This window comes from Domibacillus sp. F004 (assembly GCF_057814295.1).
Genome location: NZ_JBVATB010000012.1, coordinates 15,842 through 39,261 on the forward strand (window position 1 = coordinate 15,842; position 23,420 = coordinate 39,261).

Consider the following 23,420-nt stretch of genomic DNA (forward strand, 5'->3'; position numbering starts at 1 on the left):
ACATTATTTGGCGGTGTAGCTCAGCTGGCTAGAGCGTACGGTTCATACCCGTGAGGTCGGGGGTTCGATCCCCTTCGCCGCTATTTTTAATTGCATAGTTTACCTGTTTAAAGGACGATAAACATAAAAAAGCTGATAAAGGGCATTCTTCGTGGCCATGCATCACATTGTTTTGTTTCTTAACCCCCGGTAAACTAAGCTAGACTAAATCCCATAACACTTTTTCTATTATGGCCCCTTGGTCAAGCGGTTAAGACACCGCCCTTTCACGGCGGTAACACGGGTTCGAATCCCGTAGGGGTCATCATATAAAAAAGGTTCAGTGAGCTCTGCTCTCACTGAACCTTTTTTATTATCTTTATTCTGCTGCTGCTTATCTTCTTACCCACTATTCTTTAAAAAAGTCATATCCGATTCCCGGATTTTCGCTCAATACAATCATTGGGCCTTGGAAAGGGGACGTTTTGTCATCATTGCTTTCCAGCCATAACGGTGCATCAAGGTCAATCTTTAAAATATTAGGATGGGCACAGGCCAAATGAGCTGCGGCCAAAACACCGGGTCCACTTTCCATCATGCTGCCAATCATACATGGAATTCCCCCTGCTTCCGCAATACTCGCAATTTGCAGTGCCCGAATAATCCCCCCAGCTTTCATCAACTTAATATTTAACCAATCAACCGCCTTTGTTTGAACTAATCCCAATGCTTGTTCAGGAGAAAAAATACTTTCATCTGCCATAATCGGCGTATACACATGATCGGTTACATATTTTAAAGATTCAATATCACCTGCTAAGACAGGCTGTTCAATTATATTAATATTCAATCTTGCGTCTTCCCATCTTTTTATAATGTGAACAGCTTCTTTTCTATTCCATCCTTGGTTGGCATCTACTCTAATTTGAATAGATGGCCCTACCGCTTCACGTATTGCTTTAATTCTTTCAAAATCTTTTGGTCCATCTAGTCCCACTTTTACTTTTAATGATTTAAACCCTAGCTCCACGCTTTCAACTGCGTCACGCACCATCGTGCTCACCTGATTAATGCTGATTGTCATATCATTTTCAAGTATATTTGTTTTTCCTCCAAGCAATTGATAGAGCGGGACATGTAAAAATTTTGAATAGGCATCAAACAAAGCAATCTCAAAGCCTGCCTTTGCGCTCGTATTTCCAATGCATGACGTTTGAATCGCCCGTGAAAGACGAAATATGTTTAAAATGCTTTGCTCTATCACTATAGGTGACAGTATGTTTTTAATCGTTGATTCTATACTTTCAATTGACTCGCCCGTTATAACAACAGAAGGTGAAGCTGTTCCAATTCCGGTTGTTCCATCCTTTAATCTCAGACGGACGACTGCTGCTTCAATAAAGACAACCTTCCTTAAGGCTGTTATAAATGGCTTATTTAGCTTTAATCGCTTTATCTCCACCTGAACGTTGCTTATTTGCAAAATAATTCTCCTTTCTTAAAAGGCTAATTATATGTATTCGAAATAAATAAAAAGAATCCAGCCGCAAGAGAATATAATTTCTCACATAGCTCTGGATTCTTTTCTGCATAGAAAACGGTCTCGAATATCCATATTCGAGACCGTTTATTAAAATAAAGGCAATTATATTGTATCGATAGGGAGCAGCGTTAACCGCGTCTTCCGCCTCTTCCACCTCGACGTGAGTCTGTTTGACGCTTTAATGTTGTCATACGTTCTTCACTATCTTTTAAGAAACGGGCCACTTTCGATTCAAAGTTTTCGACAGGCGGCTGTCCTCCACCTCGTGGTCCTCCTTTTTGACGGGAATCACCCTGGCGTTGTGGACGCGGACGATATTGCGTTTGCGGTGGCGGGTTATCCTTCGCTTTACGAATCGACAAACCAATTTTACCGTCTTTCTCAACATTCAATACTTTTACTTCCACTTCATCGCCGACAGTCAAATGATCATTAATGTCTTTGACATAATTATCCGCCACTTCACTAATATGAACGAGACCCGTCGAACCTTCCGGCAATTGCACAAATGCACCAAACTTTGTAATGCCGGTCACTTTACCCTGTAACTTGCTGCCCACTTCGATTGACATAAAAAAATTGTTCCTCCTTAAAATTGTTCGCGCTTTATTTATTATTATAGTACGTAAAAAAAGCGTGTCAATAAGACACTGCTTTCTTTATTCTTCTTCTTCCTGCTCTTTTTGATCTTTTTCTGGAAGATTAAAGACAATTTCTCCTTCGCCTGATATGAGATATTCTTTCCGCGCAAGTTCCGCAATATACTCATCGTCCTTCAACCGTTCAAGCTCTTCTTCCGAATATTTTTGCTCCTGCTTCAGCTTTATCAGCTGCTGTTCAGCTTTCACTAGCTTTTCCTCACTCGCCTCAAGACTGGCAGATTGAGAAATAACGGCTGATAGCATCGTACCGAGAATAATAAGCCCTATCACCCCGAAAGCTGCTAATCGGCGCATCAGTTTTCGTTTATGCTGTATTTTAAAAAGCGATTTTTTTTCCTGAGACAATATAAACGCGTTTTTTAATGATGACACTTTTTCTTTGTTCAATCCGCGCATTGCGTTTCCTCCACCATTTATTTTTTTGAACGGCCTATTGCCGAAAACGGTCTTATCAATAATGTCTTTATCATCCATAATAATAGAGAATGGCTCATTTTGGCAAGGAAAACCACGGTTTTCACAATAAAAAGAACCGGCGTGATGAAAAAAATGCGGATAATTCCTTTGATTATATTCGCTATAAGCCGGCACAGAAAAAAAACAGCATGCATCACAGGAAGAAAAAAACGCCGAATAAATAGGAAATAAAGCAGAACACCTACGAATAGAAACAAAAAGAATGGGAGCCTTACTTGTCCATCGTTTACATAATATAAAGCGGTAAACAGTCCAACTGCATAAATAATCCAAAATAAACCATCGCTAAAAAAAAGCAAAACAGTCTTTTTTTTGTTCTTACATCTGATCCGCCGGTACACATCAAGCAGCATACCAAAGCAAATGCCCATCACAGCCATCAAAAGTGCCGTTTCAATTTGTATTCCGAGGTTCATTTTGACCGTTTAAAAAACGATTTTCCCGCACTCCCATCCACATATAAAAAGGCGGTGATCCGTCCTTCAATGGCTGCCTTTTTATTAACGGTATCAAAGTGCTTCATTTTCAGCCCGCTGCCACGGACTTTTAGCTTGCCCATGACTGTCTGCAGTAAAAACTCCGAACTATCAAAGCGCTCCACTTGCTGGACACCTGTTAACTCGACCGTTTTCCGCCCTGTTATATTCACTGTATGTTCCTGCTTTATTTCCATATTGTTCATCTCCTTTTTATAGTCTCTATCTGAGATACTATGCGAAAGACTTGAAATTTATGAAAAAAGCACCCACTCTTTTGGAATGAATGCTTTAAATGCTTACCCGTTTATTCAGAAAGCTGCTCTTCTTTTAACACATCATACATACCCGCCGCTTCTTCCTTTTTCGTCGTATCCATCAATTTTTCAACACGGACAGTCATTATACGGCGACCTAGACGGATTGCCAGTTCATCGCCAACTTTGACATTCGAACTCGCCTTTCCTGCTACGCCATTAATTAAAATACGTCCTTGATCTGCTACTTCTTTTGCAAGTGTCCGACGTTTAATAATGCGTGATACTTTTAAAAACTTATCCAGTCTCATCTATCTCTCTCCTCTTTTTTTGCTTCATTCCAAAACAAATCAAGTTCATCCAGTGTAAAGTCTGTAAATTGGCGGCCGCTTTCTATTACACGGTCTTCTACATAGCCGAAGCGGCGTCGAAATTTGATGTTAATCGCTGCAAGTGCTTCTTCTGGATGAATGCCGTAAAATCGTGCAACATTAATGAATGAAAAAAGGACATCGCCAAATTCTTCGCGGAGATGAGCCGTGTCACCCGTTTCTGTTTCAATGAGAAACTCAGTCCATTCTTCTTTCACTTTTTCAATTGCACCAGATGCCTCGCTCCAGTCAAATCCGGCTTTCGCTGCTTTTTTTTGAATGTCATACGCTTCGAGTAAGGCTGGCAGTCCTTTCGGGATCCCATCAAGCCACCGAGCTTGTTTATGTCCTTTCTCGGCTGCTTTGATTTTCTGCCAATGCGCTTTTACATCTTCTGCGGTTTCAGCCTGCTCATCCCCAAACACATGGGGGTGACGCCGAATCATTTTAGAAGAAGTCGATTCAATTACATCTTCAATAGTAAACATGCCTTCGTCTTCACCAATTTGCGCGTGAAGAAGTACTTGAAGTAAAACATCGCCAAGTTCGCCTACCATGGCACCTTCGTCATTGTCATCAATCGCTTCAAATAATTCATAGGCTTCTTCTATTAAATATTTTTTTAATGAGGAATGTGTCTGTTTTAAATCCCACGGACAGCCGCCTTCTGGGGCACGTAAACGGGCGATGATCTCTCGCAGCACAAAAAATTCTCGATATGTATCCTCTTCTTTTTGAACCGGCGGTACGTACACGCTCGTTAAATTATTAAGCTTTATATTACGATCAAGCTCATACAGCGGCATTGTTTTTAATTCTTCCTGTTCGCTTCCAGCTGCCGTTATCACTGTCACTTCATAATCATCTGGGTATTTTTCCATCAATGTCAATTTCACATCAGATGCTACAAATGAATCATACACTTGAGCGATGATCACATGACCAAAAATATGAATATCGTTACGATTCAATGCCGTACCATCGAGAAGCTGAAAACCATCAGCCGGATCAATTTCTATGCTCGCAAAAAGTGCATCTAGAAAGCTTTGACCGCCTGCAATCACTACATCTACTTCACCTAACCGTTTCTTCTCAAGCAACAGTTGTACAGTCTTCTCCGCTGCCATAGGATGACCAGGTACGGCATATAAAACAGGCTCATGCTCCGATGCTTCAAGTAACAGCTCAACAATTTCTTTATAGACATCTTCAAACCGGTCATGACGTTCATAAACAGTATCAAAACTTTCAAACTGTACACCTTCTTGCTGCAAGGCAGAAACGACCGGATGGTCCATCGTTCGAAGCCACACCATATTTGAACTTTTTAAAAGCCGGTACACACCAAGCGGCATTTGATTGAGATCGGCCGCTCCGAGCCCTACAATCGTTATCTTTTTTTTCATTACACGTCACATCCTCTTATTACGCTTCGCCGTCCAGCCGCTGATCTTTGATCCGAAAGGCAGCATCCGCAGTTCATCTTCATTCAATACTTTCCATTTTACCATGAAAGCAAAAAACAGACAGGCTCCGAGCATTGCCCCGCTTACCGCTGTCATCCCGCTTACGAAACGCCCCGCTTCTTCTGGCAGAAGAAAATAAGTATACACATACACGAAAACCGTCATAAAAAAGGAAGACACCATTGTTTTAAACATGAATACACCGGTAAATAACGGCCGCTTTTCATGTTTTTTTAACAGAACAGTTAAAAATAATACACCCGCAAACAACGCCCCCACAGTTGAAAATGAAGCACCATATAAGCCGTATACTGGAATAAACAGCGCATTTGCTGTCCATTTAAAAACAAGTGTAATCGCGGTACCGACCGCCGGAATCCAGTCCTGTCCCTGCCCCTGAAAAATACCATTCATCGTTGCCATGATGGAGTAAAAAAAAATTGATATTCCAAATATCGCCAGTACACTAGAACCATCAGTCGTTTCAAATAACATTTTATTCAATGGAATCATCACAGCAGCTAAACCACTTGATGCTGCAAGGCCGAGTGCAAAGCTAATCCGAAGCGCTGCCTTGCTGTACATTAAAGCAGTATGAACTTCTTTTTCTTTTATCGCTTTTGTGATTAGAGGAACAACGGTTAATGAAATAGAGACTGCCGCAATAACACCGAGCTGAAGCAAAGGCTGCCCCCGATCATATACCCCCTTCCATTCTTTCGCCGTATCGACTGAAACTCCTGACATGACAAGTCCGTTATAAATTTGAAACGAATCAGCCAGCTGTAATAAAATCAGTGTTAAAGCTGATAAACAAACCGCGCTTCCTTTCGTTATCATCGTTTTCATAATTTGAACATCAAATTGAAAAGGGATTGCCACCTTTTCCCTCGTTTTATATAAAAATAACACAATGATTGACGCGCTCATACCGAATAACGAACCGGCAACTGCACCGAGACCAGCTTCATATAGCGTCTTTCCTGAATATACTGTATAAAAAGAAAATAGTAAAATACAGAAAACACGAATGAACTGTTCTGCCATTTGTGATGCCGCTGTCGGCATCATGTTACCCGTCCCTTGTAAAGCACCGCGGCGAACAGTTATATATGGCATCGCCAAAAAGAAAAAGGCACTTAATTGAATAAGCGGTGTCAGTTGCGTGTCCCCCATTGCTTTTGCTATCCAGTCTGCATAAAAAAACAAAAGTAAAAAAGACAAGATACCCATTATACTAATTGTATAAAATGCGGTTCGGATCAACTGTCCTTTCGCTGCTTCATCTTCTCCCGCGACAAGCTTTGAAAGAACAATTGGAAAACCTGAGATAGCAAGGACTGTGGCAATTCCATAGAAAGGATATACTTGCTGATAAATGTAAAAGCCGGTATTACCGACGATGTTTTGAAAGGGTACGCGATATACTGCACTTAATATTTTTACAAACAATGCAGCCGTCGTTAACAGTATCGCTCCTTTTACAAATGATTTCCCTTCTCCCATGTGACCACCCCTGTAACTACTTTACTCATTTTCGATATATTTGCAAAGAAAAACCCGGCTCCACAGCCGGGAGTCCGGGTTAACGCTCCATTTGTTTTCCAAAAAAAGTAGCAGCGACAAATGCCGCTTTTTGTTCTGCCTCTCCTGCTGATCGTTCTTCTGAAAATAAGACGACTGCACCAATCACATCACCTGATGCAATGATCGGTGCAATAAAGTAAGATGCAACCTGAATCATACGGCCATCCACAAACTCCACTTCACGCCGCTCATTGCTTTCAGCAGAACGGCGCTCTTGAATGACTGTTTCAACAATCGGTCCAATTTTCCGTTCAATAAAGTCTTTCTTTTTCACACCGGCAGCCGAAATGACTGTATCCCGGTCGCAAATTAAAATTGCATAATTTAAACTGTCAAATAATGATTCTGCATACTCCTGTGAAAAATCGCCGAGCTCTGTAAACGGTGAGTATTTTTTCAAAATAACTTCGCCGTCCCGATCGACAAAAATTTCAAGTGGGTCTCCTTCTCGAATACGAAGGGTGCGACGTATTTCTTTCGGAATGACCACACGGCCCAGATCATCAATTCTACGAACAATACCTGTTGCTTTCATGTTAGCTGCCTCTCTTTCGCCATCAAAATATCGAAACATTTTGCTATGGTGTTAGTATCTTTCAATAGAGACATTCTATACATATTGTTGTGGCTGTTTTTTTGTTGACTCAAGTTGGGTGATTAATTCGAGGGCCGCATTAAACCACCCTTGTTCTGGTGCTTTCTTAATATCAATCGTTATTTTTAATTTTTGCTCATCCATTCCAATTCCACACATGCGGCCAAACTTGTTGCAAATAGAAAATACTTTCGCGCCATCAATTTCTTTCGTCCCCTGCTCACTCATCAAAATTGTGACCGTTCCTTTCGACTGCTTTATCGACTCAAGTTTCGTCTTCGCTGCGTGTATTTTCATTTCAGCCACTTTAAACAAATCAGCTGTTTCAGCCGGATAATCACCAAAACGATCGATCATTTCTTCTTTTAATTCAGTAAGTTCATCAAATGAATCGACTGATCGGAATCGCTTATACATATCAATTTTTTGTGCACTGTCTGCGATGTATGAATCTGGAATGTACGCATCAATCGACACATCGACTTCAAATGATGGCACTTTATTTTCTGCCTCTCCACCGCGTTTCTGCTCAACTGCTTCTTTCAACATTTGTGAGTACAAATCGAACCCAACCGAATCAATGTAGCCATGCTGTTGAGCACCAAGCAAGTTACCAGCACCTCGAATGGATAAATCACGCATCGCAATTTTAAATCCCGACCCTAGTTCCGTAAACTCTTTAATGGCTTGAAGACGTTTTTCTGCCGGTTCAGAGAGTACCTTATCTTTTCTGTACATGAAATATGAATAAGCGACGCGGTTTGACCGGCCGACACGTCCACGTATTTGATACAACTGTGACAATCCCATTCGATCAGCATCATGCACAATAAGGGTATTGACGTTCGGTATGTCCACGCCTGTTTCAATGATCGTCGTCGTCACCAGAACATCTGTTTCTCCTTCTAGAAAAGCAAGAATAACCGTTTCAAGTTCCCTTTCCGTCATTTGTCCGTGGGCATACGAAACACGAGCATCTGGAACGAGCATGGAAATTTCATCCGCACGCCGTTCAATATCTTCAACTCGGTTATATAAATAAAACACCTGACCACCACGGGCTATTTCACGTTCTGCTGCTTCACGTACAAGACCAAGGTTATGTTCGACGACATACGTCTGCACCGGGAAACGGTTCTCTGGCGGTGTTTCGATAACCGACAAGTCGCGCACGCCGAGCATTGACATGTGAAGCGTTCGCGGAATAGGCGTCGCCGTTAATGTCAAGACATCGACATTCGTTTTCAGCTGTTTAATTTTTTCTTTATGCGTTACACCAAATCGCTGCTCCTCATCGACGACTAACAAACCAAGATCATGATACTGCACATCTTTTGATAAAAGACGATGCGTGCCGATCACAATGTCTACCGTACCTGCTTTCAATCCCTTTAACGTTTCCGTCTGCTGTTTACGTGTTCTAAAACGGCTAAGCAGACCCACTTTTACCGGAAAATCTTGAAGTCGTTCTTTTAACGTTTCATAATGCTGCTGGGCGAGTATTGTAGTCGGTACTAGGATAGCCACTTGTTTTCCATCTGCTGTTGCTTTAAATGCCGCACGGATGGCCACTTCCGTTTTGCCATATCCGACATCTCCACAAAGAAGACGATCCATTGGCTGCTCCTGCTCCATATCACGTTTTATCTCTTGAATGGAACGAAGCTGATCTTCCGTTTCCTGATATGGAAAAGCCGCTTCAAATTCACGCTGCATATCGCCGTCTGGTGAAAAAGCATATCCTCTCGCTGCTTCCCGTTCCGCATATAACTTTAATAAGTCATCAGCAATATCCTGCACAGATGATTCTACTTTCTTTTTCACCCGTTTCCATTCATTGCCACCAAGTTTATATATCTTTGGTTCTTTGCCTTCTGAGCCGACATACTTTTGAACAAGTTCAATTTGTTCGACGGGGACGAATAACTCATCGGTTCCTTGATATTTAATTTTTAAATAATCTTTATGAACGCCATTAATTTCAAGCGTTTCAATCCCGAGATACTTCCCGATCCCATGATTGACATGAACCACGTAATCTCCTGTCTTCAGTTCCGAATAGCTTTTAATCCGTTCTGCATTCGACAGTTTCTGACGTCGTTTACTTTTCGATGCCCTTTTATTAAATAATTCCTGTTCCGTTATAACAGCTAGTTTTAAAAGAGGGAATTCAAATCCGGAAGTGAGGGCACCGGGACCGATTTGAATAATCCCTTCAATGACATCATTCCGGTCTTTTAACTTTGTCGCTTCCATTCCGTAATCGTCAAGTGTTGCTTTTATTTTCTCAACTCGTTCGATCGTTTCACCTAAAAACAAAACCGTTGTTCCGGACTTTTTCCATCGGTCTATTTCTCCTTCAAGCACATTCATCTGACCATGAAAGTTTTGCATCGGACGCGCAGAGAAATTGACGATATTTTCTGGCTTTCCTCCTGCCGTCTGGCGCATAAAGAGTGATAAGTAAACTAATGGCTGTCTAATTGATTGCATCGCTTCCTGCAGGGAATGCGCAAACTTTAATCCATGCACTGCTTTTCCTTCTTCAATAAGCCCTGTATACCATTCTGCTTCTTCCTTCTCAAGCGACTCACTTATTTCTTTAATACGGCTCATTTCGTCGAAAAAGACAACCCCTCCTTCTGGCAAATAAGAAGTGACAACCGCGGTTTCTTCGTACAAAAGTGATGTATATTTCCCGAGCTCGTTAATGCGGACGCCTTCTTTTAGCTTTTCAATATCCGCATGAATATAGGCTGTCAATTGCTTTTTCACATCTGAGCTGCCAATTTTCTTCAATGTATTTGTGAGTGACTTTTCTAGCCGTCCGGCAAGTGCAGTCAATTCTTCTTTCGTTGCGGGTATTTCCCCTGCTGGTCCGATTAAAACAGATGTCATGCTATCAATCGAGCGCTGCGTATCCGGTGTAAATGTCCGTATCGAGTCAATTTCCGTATCAAAGAGCTCAATACGGACTGGATGCTCGGATGTAAGCGGATAAATATCAACAATGCCTCCGCGAACGCTGAACTCACCTGGTGTATAGACCATATCCGCACGCTCATAGCCCATTTGTACAAGTTCTTGCTTCAGCTGTCCAAGATCGAGCTCCTCACCGACTTTAAACATTTTTTGAAGCCGCTTCCATACTTCTTTTGACGGGATGAGTTTTTTCAAACCTGCTACAGGAACAATATAAATACCTGTACTATGCAGTGCAAGATGGTTAAGCATTTCAATCCGCTGCGCACGCAGTTCAGGGCTTGCAATGCTTACTTCAGCAGCGATTAGCTCATTGGCTGCATATAAATAGACATGCTCTTCCGGTACAAATTGTGTTAAATCATCATACAGCTTTTGTGCCTGAAGCATATTGTATGTAACAATCATCACCGGCTTTTGCAGCTTTCGGTAAGCGGCTGCCGCAAAAACAGCTCGAAGTGACCCGGATAAACCTGCGGCGAGCTGCTCTTTCATCCCTATCTTCATTCCATCTATAATTGACATAGCTTCTTCATTTTTTAAAAATAAATCAAGTAAATGTTTCATTACACGAACCCCCCTTTTTCCAAAACAGAAAAACGCTTTGGGGCATACGCCCAAAGCTTTTTAACGCAATGCCTCATTGATTGAATTCATTCATCACATCGATAAACGCGTTATCAATTGCCCTTATGCAAGCGTCAGCACTTGTTTTAATGGCTGAATCTATGACATTTCGTTCTTCTTCACTAAATTTGCCAAGCACGTAATCAACAGTTTTGATTGGACCTTCCGGACGACCAATGCCGACGCGTACACGCTTAAACTGATCCGTACCAAGATGTGCGATTATTGATTTTATCCCATTATGACCGCCGGGGCTTCCTTTTTGACGAAGCCGTATTTTCCCCTGCGGCAGATCTAGATCATCGTATACCACAATGATATCCTCTTTCTCAATATCATAATAGCGCATCACTTCGGCAAGGGATTCTCCTGATAAATTCATATATGTTAATGGTTTCAATAAAATGACTTTTTCCGTTCCTTTTCTTGCGATTGCATACACACCTTTATGTTTGGCTTCTGAGAGTTCAACTCCTAGCTGATTAGCTAACGCATCAATGATATCAAAGCCGATATTATGACGTGTCCCTGCATATTTTGCGCCTGGATTGCCAAGGCCCACGATTAATTTCATATTCATTTGCACCTCATTTTTTACAATTATGTTCAGTATACATGACTAAACATAAAAAAAACAGACAGAGCTGCTTTTTGAGCAGTCTGCCTGCATAGTACAATTAAAGATTAATTAAAGATTAGCTTTCTTTTTCTTCGCCAACAACAGGAACCTCTTCATTAGCCGTATCTTCGCTTCCTTCACTTTCTTCCAACTTTTGTGGAGGAAGAACCGAAACAATTGTTTCCTCATCTTCGTTTTCAATCACGAAATTAAATTGATCGCGAATGTCTCCAACCGAAATGGAATCGCCTATTGCCAATTCTGAAATATTCACCGTTACATGTTCAGGGAATTCGGATACTTTAGCTGTGACATTTAATTCGAATAATGGCTGCTGAACAACGCCACCTTCTTTTGTACCGATCGCTTCCCCTTCGATATCAACACGTACCTGTGAAGTAATTTCAGATGATCTATCTACCGCTAGGAAATCAGCATGGATAATATGCCCTTTCAGCGAATCTTGTTGATACTCCTGCAAAACGACATCATATTCTTTATTATCTACTTTTAACGATATCATTCCATTCCGTCCAACTTCACGGATGACTTTAATAAATTGAAGTTCCTCCACTGACACCGGCTCAGATTCTACTCCTTTACCATATATAACTGCTGGAAATGAGCCCTGTGTGCGAATTTCAGTTAACGCAGCTTTCGTAAAGCCCTCACGTTTTTTAGCTTTTAATGCATTGCTCATATTAAATAGTCACCTTTCTGATTTTAAGTTACCTTTTTAGCTTTTTTTCTATACATGATTGTATATTCCCTAAATAAACGCTTTGTAAACCTAATAAGACAAAAAAAGAATCAGTTCTGTAAAAAGAACCGATTCTCCATCCTATTAATCAAATAAAGTACTGACTGACTGCTCTTCATGAACGCGGATAATCGCTTCACCAATAAGAGGGGCGACAGACAATTCAACAACTTTATCTATTTTCTTTTCAGATGCAAGTGCAATTGAATTCGTCACGACGAGCTCCTTAATGATCGAGTTACCAATTCGCTCCAAAGCGGGACCTGATAAAACAGGATGTGTGCAGCATGCATATACTTCTTTTGCTCCACTTTCAGTAATTGCCTTCGCGGCAAGCGTGATTGTACCGGCTGTATCAATAATATCATCGATTAAAATGGCAATTTTTCCATCTACATTGCCAACAATGTTCATCACTTCTGATACATTCGGACGCGGACGGCGTTTATCGATAATCGCAATCGGCGCTTTTAAACGATCTGCCAATTTGCGGGCACGCGTTACTCCTCCATGATCGGGTGACACGATAACGAGATTCTCCTTATCAAACCCTTTTTTCTTGAAATATTCCCCCAAAATCGGTACTCCTAGCAGGTGATCAATTGGAACATCAAAAAAACCTTGAATTTGCGGTGCGTGGAGATCCAATGTAATTAAACGAGTTGTTCCCGCCGTTTCTAGTAAATTTGCAACAAGTTTCGCTGTAATTGGTTCACGGGCACGTGCTTTTCGATCCTGACGCGCATATCCATAATACGGAATAACCACGTTGATTGTTTTGGCAGATGCCCGTTTCAACGCATCAATCATAATGAGCAATTCCATTAAATGTTCATTTACCGGTCCACTCGTTGACTGCACGATGTATACGTCACAGCCGCGTATACTTTCTTCGATGTTAATTTGAACTTCGCCATCGCTAAAACGTGTAACTGAACATTTGCCGAGTTCCACACCGATAAAGTCCACAATTTCTTGGGCTAATCCTGGATTGGAATTCAACGAAAAGATTTTTAAATTTGGATCTAAATACTGGTTGCTCATGATGACCTCCACTGTCATTTTAATCGTTTTTTGAAAAGATTTTTTGAACGTAGTTTTCTTTATTTACTTGACGCGAACGTGCAATTGCAAGTGCTTCTTCCGGCACCTCATCTGTAATTGTCGAACCTGCCGCCACATAAGCACCTTTTTTTACTGTGACCGGAGCAACAAGATTCGAGTTGCAGCCGATGAACACACCATCTTCAATTTTCGTAAGAAATTTATTTTCCCCATCATAGTTCACTGTAATAGAGCCACAGCCAATGTTTACGTCGCTGCCAATCTCCGCATCACCAATATAGCTTAAATGGGAAGCTTTGCTTCCTTTACCGAATACGGCCTTTTTAATTTCAACAAAGTTACCGATTTTAACTTCATCGTGAATAAAGGATTCAGGGCGAATGTGAGCAAATGGACCAATATTAACATCCGCTCCAATTTCACTATTAAACGCCGCAGATTGGCGAATTACCGTACGGTCTCCAATAGCGCAGTCGCTCACTTCCGTATTTGGACCGATGATGCAATCTATACCGATAGACGCCTTGCCGGAAAGAACTGTACCAGGATAAATAACCGTATCCGTCCCAATCTCAACGTCTGGTCCAATATATGTGTTCAGCGGGTCAATAATCGATACGCCGGCACGCATGTGCTGCTCGTTAATTCGGGCACGCATAATCCGCTCTGCTTCACTGAGTGCGACACGATCATTAACACCAAGTGTTTCATCGAAGCTGTCTGTCTGGTGAGCAGCTACAATTTCACCTGCCGCTTTTAAAATTTCAATAACATCCGGCAAATAATATTCACCTTGCACATTTTCATTGGATACATTTTTAAGCGCATCAAACAGCGCTTTGTTATCAAAACAGTACGTACCTGTATTAATTTCGTTAACAGCTCGTTCTTCATCCGTTGCATCTTTATGTTCAACAATGCGGCTCACAGAAGCATCTGCACCGCGAATGATGCGGCCATAGCCATCTGGTTTTTCTGCAAGAGCTGTTAAAATTGTTGCTTTAGCTCCTGTTTCCGCGTGATGATTGACAAGCGCCTCCATCGTTGACGTTTGAATAAGCGGTGTATCGCCGCAGACAACGAGCGTGCAGCCTTCTTTACCTGCCAGCATCGGTTCTGCTTGAATGACTGCATGAGCCGTCCCGAGCTGCTCTTCCTGCAGCGCATAAGCAGAACGTTCACCAAGCTGCGCCTTTACTTTGTCCGCTCCGTGGCCAACAATTGTGACAATCTGCTCTGTATGTAAACCTGAAATTTGATCAATAACGTGTTCTACCATTGGCTTCCCGCAGACAGGATGCAGCACTTTATACAATTTAGACTTCATGCGCGTTCCCTGCCCTGCAGCCAAAATGATGGCGTAAATGTTTGTCATAAAAGGCCTCCTAACCTGTTTATCCCTATTGAATATATCCTAAAAAAGCGTTTATTTCAATAATGGGGGGAAATTGACACATTATTGACAACGCATAAAATGAAACTTTCATCGAAGGGAGTTTTACAGCCTTTAACTTCCCTATAAAAAGCAAAAAAAGAGCTCTACACGAAAAGTAGGCTCTCTTGATGTATAAAACTCAGACGGCGGCTGGTACCTAAGCGATGAACGTCTAAATGCGTGACGACCCTGCTCCTGCTTCCTCAAGTTCAACAAGTTCTATTTCGCTATATTCATCAATGCGATGATACGCTGAGAGGACTGTGTCTTGAATTTTCCCGCGCGTACTGGAATTAATGGGATGCGCAATGTCGCGGAATTCCCCATCCGGTGTTCGCTTGCTTGGCATTGCAACAAATAAGCCATTGTTCCCATCAATAACACGAATATCATGAATCACAAATTCTTCATCAAACGTAATGGATGCAATCGCTCTCATTCGGCCGTCTGTTTGTACGCGTCGCAATCTTACATCTGTTATTTCCACGCATATTCACCACCTCTACCCATATTAAAAAATTTATAAACTAGTTATTCAATAATAATTTAAATATTCCTTCTTTTCTGGCTTAAAAAAATTTTCATAAAAAAAACCGGCACATGGCCGGTTTATTCTTTTATCCCTCATTAACGGGCAGTAAGACCCTTCTTTGCAAGACTTCAAAAGAAATCCTCACCTAGGGATCAACCGCCCACAAAAGCCCGATTGGTTCAGGTCAGACTGAACCTATTCACTCAGGTAATGTTGTAGATCGCGGCGCATTTTACTTGAGCTCTTTTTTTCAGCAGGGATAAAATTTTATTTTATAAGAGCAATAACTTCAATTTCTACTTTCACATCTTTTGGAAGGCGTGCAACTTCTACACATGAACGGGCTGGTTTATGAGCCGAAAAATACTCTCCGTATACTTCATTAACCGCACCAAACTCTTCCATATCGGATAAAAAGACCGTTACTTTCACAACAGAATCAAGAGAAGCATTCGCTTCCTCAAGTACCGCTTTTAAATTCGAAAATACTTGATGTGTCTGTTCTTCAATTGAACCATCTACAAGCGTTCCTTCGGCTGTTAATGGTATCTGACCGGAGCTATAAAATAAGTTGTTCACGATAATCCCCTGTGAGTATGGGCCGATTGCTGCAGGTGCTTTTTTTGTGTTAATAACCTTCATTCTGATTCCTCCTGTAAAAATTCAATACCTTTTGAAAAGTAGTTTCCTTCGACAACAGAGATCGCTGCTTCCTTTTCATTTACATCTTTCAGTTTTACAAGCGAAATGTAATCGCTGATCAACCGATCCGAGTATTCCGCTTCTACAAGAACCGCAATACCCGCAACAGATGCATTAAATTCAGCAAGCAGACTGATCATTCCATTAATCGTTCCGCCGCCTTTCATAAAATCATCGACGAGTAGCACTTTAGAACCTTCTTTTAAACTGCGCTTTGACAAAACCATTGCCTGAATGCGCTTCGTTGATCCGGATACATAGTTAATGCTCACCGTCGGTCCTTCTGTTACTTTACTATCACGGCGTACAACGACAACAGGCACATTTAAATGAGCTGCTATCGCGTGTGCAATTGGAATCCCTTTTGTAGCCACCGTCATAACAGCATCAATCTTTTCATCGGCATAAGCCGAGGCAAGCAGTTTGCCTACCTGATTGATAATACCTGGGTGTCCGAGTAAATCCATGATATACAAGTAACCACCTGGCAGCAAGCGATCCGGATTTTTAAGCTGATCACATAAATCATTAATAAATGCTTTTGCATCCCGGCTATTTACCCTTGAATAAAATTTCACACCACCCGCTGCACCCGGGACCGTCTTCACCGTGCCAATGCCACACTTTTCAAAGGTTTCTTTTATAATTGCTAGGTCCTCACTGATCGATGACTTAGCCGACCCAAATCGTTCCGCAAAAAGTGTCAAAGAAACAAGCTGATGTGGATTCTCCAGTAAATAGTGTGTCATATGAATAATACGTTCACTTCGACGAAACTTCATCGTTGTAATTAAACCTCCCGAGGAGTAAAACCGAATATTTTATATATAATATATCTTAATATACGGTTTTAATCAACCGAATTCCCCTCTCCTAACATTCGGACAGCGTACACTTGATCACAAAAGCCCCGCAGACAATTATACACACGATGCATACGCGAATCATGGCGAATAAGCCCAAAGACTGTTGGCCCGCTGCCACTCATTAACACGGTATCCGCACCGAATCGAATCATCTGCTCTTTAATAAGTGCAACTTCGGGATGTACATTTAATGTGACTGATTCTAACACATTACCGACATTTGCACACATTTTATCATAATCATTTTCACGAATGGCTTCGATCATGGCTTTTGTATCCGGCCGATTCATCTGGTCCAGTTTTAAGTTTTTATACACTTCTCCTGTTGAAACGCCAATTGTTGGTTTAGCAAGAATAACCCAGCAATTCGGCGGAGCAGGCAATCGATTAATTTTTTCACCTCTTCCTGTCGCAAGGGCTGTACCTCCATATACACAGAAGGAAACATCTGAACCAATTTCTGCTCCAATTTCGGCTAATTCATCAAGAGACAGCCCTAGACCCCATAGTTCATTTAATCCTTTCAATGCTGCCGCCGCGTCACTACTTCCGCCAGCCAGCCCTGCAGCAACAGGGATAATCTTGTCGATTTGAATAGCAATCCCTTTTTTAATGTTATACCGCTCTTTTAATATCTTGGCCGCCTGGTAGGCAAGGTTCCGGCTATCATCTGGAACGAAGCGATTATGAGATATAATCCGAATCTCATCTTTTTGAAGACTTTCAAGCTCAAGCCGATCAGCAAGATCGACTGTCGTCATAATCATTTCTACTTCATGGTAGCCATCTTGTCTTTTGTGAAGTACATCGAGTGTTAAATTAATTTTCGCTGGTGCTTTAATCATTAACTTCATTTTAGTCCACCTACTTTACACACAATAAATTATTTCTTATTTTATCATAAAGAAAAAGAGCCGGCTTAAAAGATTCAAATTGAATCTTTTAAGCCGGCTCCCCGGTGTTTTGCTTTATCAAAAAAGCAAGCTTTATTTATACTGCACTGCCTGCTGCATCTTCAAATGTCAGTTCAACGGTTTCAGTGAGCACATCTGCATAGCTGTAAGAAACGCGTTCAAATGAATTTTCATCCTGGTCTAGTTCTACGACAAAAACAGCAGGGTACGTTTCCGCTAAAATACCGGAGCGCTCAATCGTCTTACGTCGACCACCGTTCGCTTTAAGCAACAATCTTTTACCCAAATGGCAATCAAGCGATTTTTTAATATCTGATAATGTTTTCGGCATTTGCTTCCACCTCACTTCACTCATGTTTAGTATAACACAATCCTTCTTTTTAGTCAAATAAATTTACAATTTTATCAGCGTCTCTTATTGTTGTCAATAATTTTTGTTTTAAAAACAATATTTTTTTTCAACAAAGCTATTATTTCCCACTTTCAAAAAAAAAACCGCTCTTTTTCAAGAGCAGTTCATATATGTTATAAATCTTCATTTAAAAGAGCATCAGAAAGCAGCCCGAACTCTGCCAGTGATAAGGTCTCCCCTCTTCTAGACGTTTCAACACCCGCCTTTTCAAGCGCAGAGATAATTTCTTCTTTTTTCTCTTTTCCATTAGGCAATCCGTTGACAAGATTATTTAAAATCGTTTTACGGCGATGAGCAAACGCTGTACGAGTAACGGTAAAGAAAAAATCTTCATTTTGAACATGTACTGCTGGCTCATTGCGCACCATCAGTTTGATAATCGCTGAATCAACATTTGGCGGCGGCATAAAAACGGTTTTTGGCACGACAAAGGCCAATTCTGCTTCAGTATAATATTGAACAGCAATCGATAATGAACCATATTCTTTCGTTGAGGGGCTGGCAGAAATACGAGCACCCACTTCTTTTTGAAGCATCACGACAAAACCATTTACGGGAACTTTATCCTCAAGTAGCTTCATAATGATGGGTGTTGTCACATAATAAGGTAAATTGGCAACAACCATTAGATGGTCATACCCGGCAAATTCCTTTTCAACAACCGTCTTCACATCTGCTTTCAGTATATCTTCATGAATGACTTTTATATTATCATAAGGCGATAGCGTTTCATCTAAAATTGGCAAAAGCCGCTGATCAATTTCAAAAGCGACAACTTTTCCAGCTTTTCGAGCTAAATGTTCAGTTAATGCACCGATTCCCGGACCAATCTCAATAACACCTGTTTCTTTCGTCAAACCAGCTGTTTCCGTAATACGCTGCAAAATATTTGAATCAACCAAAAAGTTTTGACCAAGACTCTTTTTAAATGAAAATCCGTGCCTAGAGAGAATATCTTTTGTCCGGGACGGCGTAGCGATATCTTTCATCCTGATTCCTCCTCCAGTACTTCTTTCAATGCAGAAATGAATTGTTCACGTGTCACTTGAAACATAATCAGCCGTTTATGCAGCTGTTTTCCATTCACATAACCTATTTTTAATTTTTTACCAAGCTCTTCCCGTCTTGCTTTTGCTCGGTTACCGCCTACGAGCCCCGCATCCATCAGATCTTCTATCGTGACCAGTTCTTCTCCCCGTTTTTCCGTATATTGTGCATCGCGAAGTGCTTTACGGATCGATTCAATCGATGCGTGCTCAACACCGACACCGCGGCCAAGCTTTTCGATTGCTTCTTCTTTCGGCAAAAAAGCATGCCGGCAGCCTGGCACTTGCTCTGAAATTATATTACGTATGCGCTGTCCCGGGTAATCAGGATCGGTGAGAATAATAACACCGCGCGTTTCCTGAGCATGTCTCACTTGCTCAATGACACGTTCATCGACAGCAGATCCTCTCGTTTCAATCGTATCAGCATCAACTGCCAGCTTTATTTTCACTGTATCATCTTTGCCTTCAACAACGATAATTTCTTTTATTTTCATTTTTTCCTCCGAACGAAAAAGCAGAGGCTGTGAAGGCCTCCTGCTTAATCAATTTGAAACAGTGTTTGCGCATTTTTCATTGTAGTATGTGCGACTTCTTCATAAGAACATTCTTTTAGCGCTGCAATTTCTTCTGCCACGAGCTTCACATACGCCGGCTCATTACGTTTGCCCCGGTATGGATGCGGTGCAAGATATGGACAGTCTGTTTCGATTAATAATTTATCTAATGGAACAGCTATCGCCACTTCTTTCGGTTTTTTTGCATTTTTGAACGTAACGGGGCCGCCAAGTGAAATGTAAAAATTCATTTTTATACATTCAAGTGCTGTTTCTGCGCTCCCGCTGAAACAATGCATAATACCACCCACTTCTTCGGCACCTTCTTCTTTTAATATATCGACAATATCTTGTGTCGCTTCCCGGTTATGGATAACAATCGGCAGTTTCACTTTTTTAGCCAATTGAATTTGGCGTCTAAAAACATCCTGTTGAATTTCTTTTGGAGATTTATCCCAGTGGTAATCCAGACCTGTTTCTCCTATAGCAACGACTTTGGGATGAACAGCAAGCTCTTCAATCCATTCAAGATCTGCTTCACGCATATCAATTGCATCAACTGGATGCCAGCCAATGGAGGCGTACAACCAATCATACTGTTCAATGAGATTCATCGCACGCTCAATCGTTAACCGGTCAAAGCCAACAACGACCATCTGACTGACACCAGCTTCCTGAGCGCGTCTGATGACATCTGCTATATCTTCTTCAAATTGATCTGCATTTAAATGAACATGTGTATCAAAAAGCACATTATCACCTATTTTCATTTTTTGTTTCACGTGAAACAATTTTATTTTACCTTTGCTCCATTTGGTAAATTTTCCGGCAGTTCGGCAAGTGTTAATATCCCATCTTTAGAACCGGCTAAAATCATGCCTTGCGATAATTCACCGCGCAATTTAACGGGCTTTAAATTTGCGACAACAATGACTTTCCGTCCAACAAGTTCTTCTGGTTTATAATACTGCGCAATACCCGAAACAACTTGACGTTTTTCAAAACCAAGATCCAGCTGTAATTTTAATAGCTTATCTGCTTTTTTTACAGGAGCCGCTTCAATAACAGTGGCTGCACGAAGATCGATTTTCATAAAGTCATCGATACTGATCTCGTCTAAAAGCGGTGCATATTCTTCTACCGTCTGCTCTTCTACGGCTGGTACTGCAGGAGCTTTCATTTTATCTTTAATAAAATTGATTTCTTCTTCCATATCAAGACGCGGGAAAATCGGTTCACCTTTTTTTATAACTTGAATGCCTTCTGGGATGGCTCCAAATGCTTCTAAGCTTTCCCAATTTTGTAAGGATGATTCATTTAGCTGCAATTGTTCAAAAATTTTATTTGGTGTTCTCGTCAAAAATGGGATTAAAAGAACTGCTGCTCGGCGCAATGATTCTGCTAAATGATACATAACTGTACCAAGTTCTGCTTTTCTTTCCTCTTTTGCCAAGATCCATGGTTGAGTTTCATCAATATATTTATTTGCTCGGCTTACAAGCTGCCAAATGGATGTTAATGCTACGGAAAACTCCATGTTTTCCATCGCTTCTTCATATTCCCGTACCGTTTTTTCATTCATATCAACAAGTGCTTGTTCAAATTCACCGTTAGAACCGCTGTAAGCTGGGATTATGCCGTCAAAATATTTATTAATCATCGCAACCGTACGATTCAATAAGTTGCCCAGGTCATTTGCTAAGTCATAATTAATTCGCTCAACAAAGCCTTCTGGTGTAAACACACCGTCAGAACCGAATGGTACTTCACGGAGCAGATAATAACGAAGCGCATCAAGACCGTAACGATCAATTAGTGTAACGGGGTCCACTACATTGCCTTTTGACTTCGACATTTTTCCGTCTTTCATTAACAGCCATCCATGTGCAAATACTTTTTTTGGCAAAGGCAAATCAAGAGCCATCAACATAATAGGCCAATAAATCGTATGAAAACGAACAATTTCTTTACCGACAAGATGAACATCTGCCGGCCAATATCGATTAAATTTCTCAGGTTGATCTGTTCCATAACCAAGCGCCGTAATGTAGTTAGATAACGCATCAATCCATACATATACAACGTGTTTAGGATTTCCTGGTACTTGTACACCCCAATTAAACGTCGTCCGTGACACTGCGAGATCTTCAAGCCCTGGCTTAATGAAATTATTGATCATTTCATTTTTGCGCGATTCTGGCTGAATAAAGGTTGGGTTCTCTTTATAATATTTAAGAAGACGATCTGCATATTTACTCATACGGAAGAAATATGATTCTTCACGCACTTTTTCCACCTGATGGCCACTGTCCGGGCTTTTTCCACCAATTACTTCGCCTTGTTCATTTACTTCCTTATCAATAAGCTGTGTTTCCGTATAAAAGGTTTCATCTGGTACCGAATACCAGCCTTCATATTCACCCAGATAAATATCACCTTGATCCAAAAGCTGTTTAAAGATTTTTTCTACAATGTCTTTATGACGTTTTTCAGTTGTCCGGATAAAATCATCGTTGGAAATATGCATAGTTTCCCACAGTTTTTGAATACCTGCCACAATCTCGTCTACATATTGCTGCGGCGTAATACCTTTTTCATCTGCTTTTTCCTGGATTTTTTGACCGTGTTCATCCGTTCCGGTTAAATACATAACATCAAAACCGCGCAAACGTTTATAGCGCGCCATCGCATCGCCTGCCACAGTTGTATAGGCATGACCAATATGCAAATTACCGCTTGGATAATAAATAGGTGTTGTTAAGTAAAATGATTTTTTATGATTGCTCAATGGATTCCCTCCTTATTTTTCTTTCTTCTTATAGATAAAAGCTTCCGGCTACCTGCCGGAAGCTTCTAAATCACTTCTTTTATTTTCTCCCATCCATGAATAAATGTAAATATGCATACTTTCTTTTCTCTGTCTTACTCCACAAAACTCCCAATAAAATTCGACACTTTTCGATAACAACCATTCATTTTTTGAAAAAAATAGCTATTTTTTGAAATATTTGATAAATCAATATATTCTGTACTTACAGTTAATTGAAGAATTACATTTTATTTGTTGACGAATATGGGAAGTGTTGGTATGATAACCTTACAGATTGAAAATTTTGTCGAATAATGACGAATTCATTTATTAACAGATTAAAATACAATCAAAAAAAGAGAGAGGAGTTAATTTTTAAATGAAATCAACGGGTATTGTACGTAAAGTAGACGAGCTGGGACGGGTCGTTATTCCAATTGAATTACGCCGTACGCTTGGAATTGCAGAAAAAGATGCACTTGAAATTTACGTAGATGATGATAAAATCATCCTTAAAAAATATAAACCAAGCATGACTTGCCAAGTAACAGGTGAAGTTTCTGATGACAACATTAAACTTGCCGGCGGGAAATTAATTCTTAGCCATGAAGGCGCGGAAATTTTGATCAAAGAAATTCAAGAAGCGTTTGAAAACAGTAAATAATGTTAAAATCCCGATGG

General features: G+C 40.8%; 24 protein-coding genes and 2 tRNA genes. 3 read left to right on the forward strand and 23 right to left on the reverse strand.

The features are described from left to right. Window positions 1-9 precede the first annotated feature (9 nt). Both ACZYRN_RS18310 and ACZYRN_RS18315 read left to right on the forward strand, forming a co-directional pair. Window positions 10-83 (forward strand) — tRNA-Met (locus ACZYRN_RS18310). A gap of 149 nt (window positions 84-232) precedes the next feature. Then, window positions 233-304: transfer RNA gene (locus tag ACZYRN_RS18315), tRNA-Glu, on the forward strand. Window positions 305-388: 84 nt separating this feature from the next. Here ACZYRN_RS18315 and ACZYRN_RS18320 read toward each other — a convergent pair. From ACZYRN_RS18320 to metG, 23 genes are all read right to left on the reverse strand, one after another. Continuing rightward, entirely contained in the window at window positions 389-1,462 is a 1,074-nt protein-coding gene (locus ACZYRN_RS18320; RefSeq protein ID WP_488913040.1) for a dipeptide epimerase, read from the reverse strand. 188 nt (window positions 1,463-1,650) lie between these two features. Further along, a complete protein-coding gene (locus tag ACZYRN_RS18325) occupies window positions 1,651-2,094 on the reverse strand; it encodes a S1 domain-containing RNA-binding protein (protein WP_488913041.1) in 444 nt (147 codons plus the stop codon). Between the two features lie 87 nt (window positions 2,095-2,181). Next, window positions 2,182-2,580 (reverse strand): FtsB family cell division protein, encoded by a 399-nt coding sequence (locus tag ACZYRN_RS18330; RefSeq protein WP_488913042.1) that lies wholly within the window; start codon window positions 2,578-2,580, stop codon window positions 2,182-2,184. 17 nt (window positions 2,581-2,597) lie between these two features. Further along, window positions 2,598-3,077, reverse strand: coding sequence for a spore cortex biosynthesis protein YabQ (yabQ, locus tag ACZYRN_RS18335; RefSeq protein WP_488913043.1), 480 nt, complete (start codon window positions 3,075-3,077; stop codon window positions 2,598-2,600). Further along, on the reverse strand, window positions 3,074-3,334 hold the full coding sequence (locus ACZYRN_RS18340; protein WP_488913044.1) for a YabP/YqfC family sporulation protein: 261 nt from the start codon (window positions 3,332-3,334) through the stop codon (window positions 3,074-3,076). Before ACZYRN_RS18340 ends, yabQ begins: the two co-directional genes overlap by 4 nt. A gap of 110 nt (window positions 3,335-3,444) precedes the next feature. After that, a complete protein-coding gene (locus ACZYRN_RS18345; RefSeq protein ID WP_488913045.1) occupies window positions 3,445-3,705 on the reverse strand; it encodes an RNA-binding S4 domain-containing protein in 261 nt (86 codons plus the stop codon). Beyond that, window positions 3,702-5,171, reverse strand: a complete 1,470-nt coding sequence (gene yabN / locus ACZYRN_RS18350) for a bifunctional methyltransferase/pyrophosphohydrolase YabN (RefSeq protein WP_488913046.1) — start codon at window positions 5,169-5,171, stop codon at window positions 3,702-3,704. The genes ACZYRN_RS18345 and yabN overlap by 4 nt, the downstream gene beginning before the upstream one ends. A gap of 6 nt (window positions 5,172-5,177) precedes the next feature. Further along, window positions 5,178-6,737, reverse strand: a complete 1,560-nt coding sequence (locus ACZYRN_RS18355; protein WP_488913047.1) for a putative polysaccharide biosynthesis protein — start codon at window positions 6,735-6,737, stop codon at window positions 5,178-5,180. 79 nt (window positions 6,738-6,816) lie between these two features. Next, complete coding sequence (gene spoVT / locus ACZYRN_RS18360; protein WP_488913048.1) at window positions 6,817-7,353, reverse strand: stage V sporulation protein T; 537 nt, start codon at window positions 7,351-7,353, stop codon at window positions 6,817-6,819. Between the two features lie 75 nt (window positions 7,354-7,428). After that, window positions 7,429-10,962: a transcription-repair coupling factor gene (gene mfd / locus ACZYRN_RS18365; RefSeq protein ID WP_488913049.1), complete on the reverse strand. Its 3,534-nt coding sequence runs from the start codon at window positions 10,960-10,962 to the stop codon at window positions 7,429-7,431. A 73-nt stretch (window positions 10,963-11,035) separates the two neighbouring features. Beyond that, the gene (gene pth, locus ACZYRN_RS18370) at window positions 11,036-11,596 is read right to left on the reverse strand and encodes an aminoacyl-tRNA hydrolase (protein ID WP_488913050.1); all 561 of its coding nucleotides are present in this window, start codon (window positions 11,594-11,596) and stop codon (window positions 11,036-11,038) included. 121 nt (window positions 11,597-11,717) lie between these two features. After that, window positions 11,718-12,341, reverse strand: coding sequence for a 50S ribosomal protein L25/general stress protein Ctc (locus ACZYRN_RS18375; protein WP_488913051.1), 624 nt, complete (start codon window positions 12,339-12,341; stop codon window positions 11,718-11,720). 144 nt (window positions 12,342-12,485) lie between these two features. After that, window positions 12,486-13,445: a ribose-phosphate diphosphokinase gene (locus tag ACZYRN_RS18380; protein WP_488913052.1), complete on the reverse strand. Its 960-nt coding sequence runs from the start codon at window positions 13,443-13,445 to the stop codon at window positions 12,486-12,488. A 19-nt stretch (window positions 13,446-13,464) separates the two neighbouring features. Beyond that, window positions 13,465-14,841 (reverse strand): bifunctional UDP-N-acetylglucosamine diphosphorylase/glucosamine-1-phosphate N-acetyltransferase GlmU, encoded by a 1,377-nt coding sequence (glmU, locus tag ACZYRN_RS18385; protein WP_488913053.1) that lies wholly within the window; start codon window positions 14,839-14,841, stop codon window positions 13,465-13,467. Between the two features lie 232 nt (window positions 14,842-15,073). Beyond that, complete coding sequence (gene spoVG / locus ACZYRN_RS18390; protein ID WP_488913054.1) at window positions 15,074-15,388, reverse strand: septation regulator SpoVG; 315 nt, start codon at window positions 15,386-15,388, stop codon at window positions 15,074-15,076. A gap of 312 nt (window positions 15,389-15,700) precedes the next feature. Beyond that, entirely contained in the window at window positions 15,701-16,075 is a 375-nt protein-coding gene (locus ACZYRN_RS18395; RefSeq protein WP_488913055.1) for a RidA family protein, read from the reverse strand. Then, window positions 16,072-16,917 (reverse strand): pur operon repressor, encoded by an 846-nt coding sequence (purR, locus tag ACZYRN_RS18400; protein WP_488913056.1) that lies wholly within the window; start codon window positions 16,915-16,917, stop codon window positions 16,072-16,074. Before purR ends, ACZYRN_RS18395 begins: the two co-directional genes overlap by 4 nt. Before the next feature lie 68 nt (window positions 16,918-16,985). After that, on the reverse strand, window positions 16,986-17,855 hold the full coding sequence (gene ispE, locus ACZYRN_RS18405) for a 4-(cytidine 5'-diphospho)-2-C-methyl-D-erythritol kinase (RefSeq protein ID WP_488913057.1): 870 nt from the start codon (window positions 17,853-17,855) through the stop codon (window positions 16,986-16,988). Between the two features lie 136 nt (window positions 17,856-17,991). Then, window positions 17,992-18,246, reverse strand: coding sequence for a biofilm formation stimulator Veg (gene veg / locus ACZYRN_RS18410; RefSeq protein WP_488913058.1), 255 nt, complete (start codon window positions 18,244-18,246; stop codon window positions 17,992-17,994). Between the two features lie 194 nt (window positions 18,247-18,440). After that, a complete protein-coding gene (rsmA, locus tag ACZYRN_RS18415; protein ID WP_488913059.1) occupies window positions 18,441-19,316 on the reverse strand; it encodes a 16S rRNA (adenine(1518)-N(6)/adenine(1519)-N(6))-dimethyltransferase RsmA in 876 nt (291 codons plus the stop codon). Next, complete coding sequence (gene rnmV, locus ACZYRN_RS18420) at window positions 19,313-19,870, reverse strand: ribonuclease M5 (RefSeq protein ID WP_488913060.1); 558 nt, start codon at window positions 19,868-19,870, stop codon at window positions 19,313-19,315. Before rnmV ends, rsmA begins: the two co-directional genes overlap by 4 nt. Before the next feature lie 44 nt (window positions 19,871-19,914). Next, complete coding sequence (locus ACZYRN_RS18425) at window positions 19,915-20,682, reverse strand: TatD family hydrolase (protein WP_488913070.1); 768 nt, start codon at window positions 20,680-20,682, stop codon at window positions 19,915-19,917. 41 nt (window positions 20,683-20,723) lie between these two features. Continuing rightward, window positions 20,724-22,718, reverse strand: coding sequence for a methionine--tRNA ligase (gene metG / locus ACZYRN_RS18430; RefSeq protein ID WP_488913061.1), 1,995 nt, complete (start codon window positions 22,716-22,718; stop codon window positions 20,724-20,726). A gap of 400 nt (window positions 22,719-23,118) precedes the next feature. On the opposite strand from metG, the gene abrB reads away from it, so the two are divergent. Further along, entirely contained in the window at window positions 23,119-23,403 is a 285-nt protein-coding gene (gene abrB, locus ACZYRN_RS18435; RefSeq protein WP_488913062.1) for a transition state genes transcriptional regulator AbrB, read from the forward strand. Window positions 23,404-23,420: the final 17 nt, after the last annotated feature.

Excerpts from the sequence above, each read along its gene's own strand:
- glmU (WP_488913053.1), bottom strand. The coding sequence starts at position 14,841 with ATGACAAACATTTACGCCATCATTTTGGCTGCAGGGCAGGGAACGCGC.
- ACZYRN_RS18325 (WP_488913041.1), bottom strand. The coding sequence starts at position 2,094 with ATGTCAATCGAAGTGGGCAGCAAGTTACAGGGTAAAGTGACCGGCATT.
- ispE (WP_488913057.1), bottom strand. The coding sequence starts at position 17,855 with ATGAAGTTAATGATTAAAGCACCAGCGAAAATTAATTTAACACTCGAT.
- ACZYRN_RS18330 (WP_488913042.1), bottom strand. The coding sequence starts at position 2,580 with ATGCGCGGATTGAACAAAGAAAAAGTGTCATCATTAAAAAACGCGTTT.
- veg (WP_488913058.1), bottom strand. The coding sequence starts at position 18,246 with ATGCCGAAAACATTATCAGATATTAAAAAATCGCTTGATTGCCATTTG.
- yabN (WP_488913046.1), bottom strand. The coding sequence starts at position 5,171 with ATGAAAAAAAAGATAACGATTGTAGGGCTCGGAGCGGCCGATCTCAAT.
- ACZYRN_RS18340 (WP_488913044.1), bottom strand. The coding sequence starts at position 3,334 with ATGGAAATAAAGCAGGAACATACAGTGAATATAACAGGGCGGAAAACG.
- pth (WP_488913050.1), bottom strand. The coding sequence starts at position 11,596 with ATGAAATTAATCGTGGGCCTTGGCAATCCAGGCGCAAAATATGCAGGG.
- rnmV (WP_488913060.1), bottom strand. The coding sequence starts at position 19,870 with ATGAAAATAAAAGAAATTATCGTTGTTGAAGGCAAAGATGATACAGTG.
- abrB (WP_488913062.1), top strand. The coding sequence starts at position 23,119 with ATGAAATCAACGGGTATTGTACGTAAAGTAGACGAGCTGGGACGGGTC.
- ACZYRN_RS18395 (WP_488913055.1), bottom strand. The coding sequence starts at position 16,075 with ATGAAGGTTATTAACACAAAAAAAGCACCTGCAGCAATCGGCCCATAC.
- yabQ (WP_488913043.1), bottom strand. The coding sequence starts at position 3,077 with ATGAACCTCGGAATACAAATTGAAACGGCACTTTTGATGGCTGTGATG.
- ACZYRN_RS18375 (WP_488913051.1), bottom strand. The coding sequence starts at position 12,341 with ATGAGCAATGCATTAAAAGCTAAAAAACGTGAGGGCTTTACGAAAGCT.
- mfd (WP_488913049.1), bottom strand. The coding sequence starts at position 10,962 with ATGAAACATTTACTTGATTTATTTTTAAAAAATGAAGAAGCTATGTCA.
- spoVT (WP_488913048.1), bottom strand. The coding sequence starts at position 7,353 with ATGAAAGCAACAGGTATTGTTCGTAGAATTGATGATCTGGGCCGTGTG.
- ACZYRN_RS18380 (WP_488913052.1), bottom strand. The coding sequence starts at position 13,445 with ATGAGCAACCAGTATTTAGATCCAAATTTAAAAATCTTTTCGTTGAAT.
- purR (WP_488913056.1), bottom strand. The coding sequence starts at position 16,917 with ATGAAGTTTCGTCGAAGTGAACGTATTATTCATATGACACACTATTTA.
- ACZYRN_RS18355 (WP_488913047.1), bottom strand. The coding sequence starts at position 6,737 with ATGGGAGAAGGGAAATCATTTGTAAAAGGAGCGATACTGTTAACGACG.
- rsmA (WP_488913059.1), bottom strand. The coding sequence starts at position 19,316 with ATGAAAGATATCGCTACGCCGTCCCGGACAAAAGATATTCTCTCTAGG.
- ACZYRN_RS18345 (WP_488913045.1), bottom strand. The coding sequence starts at position 3,705 with ATGAGACTGGATAAGTTTTTAAAAGTATCACGCATTATTAAACGTCGG.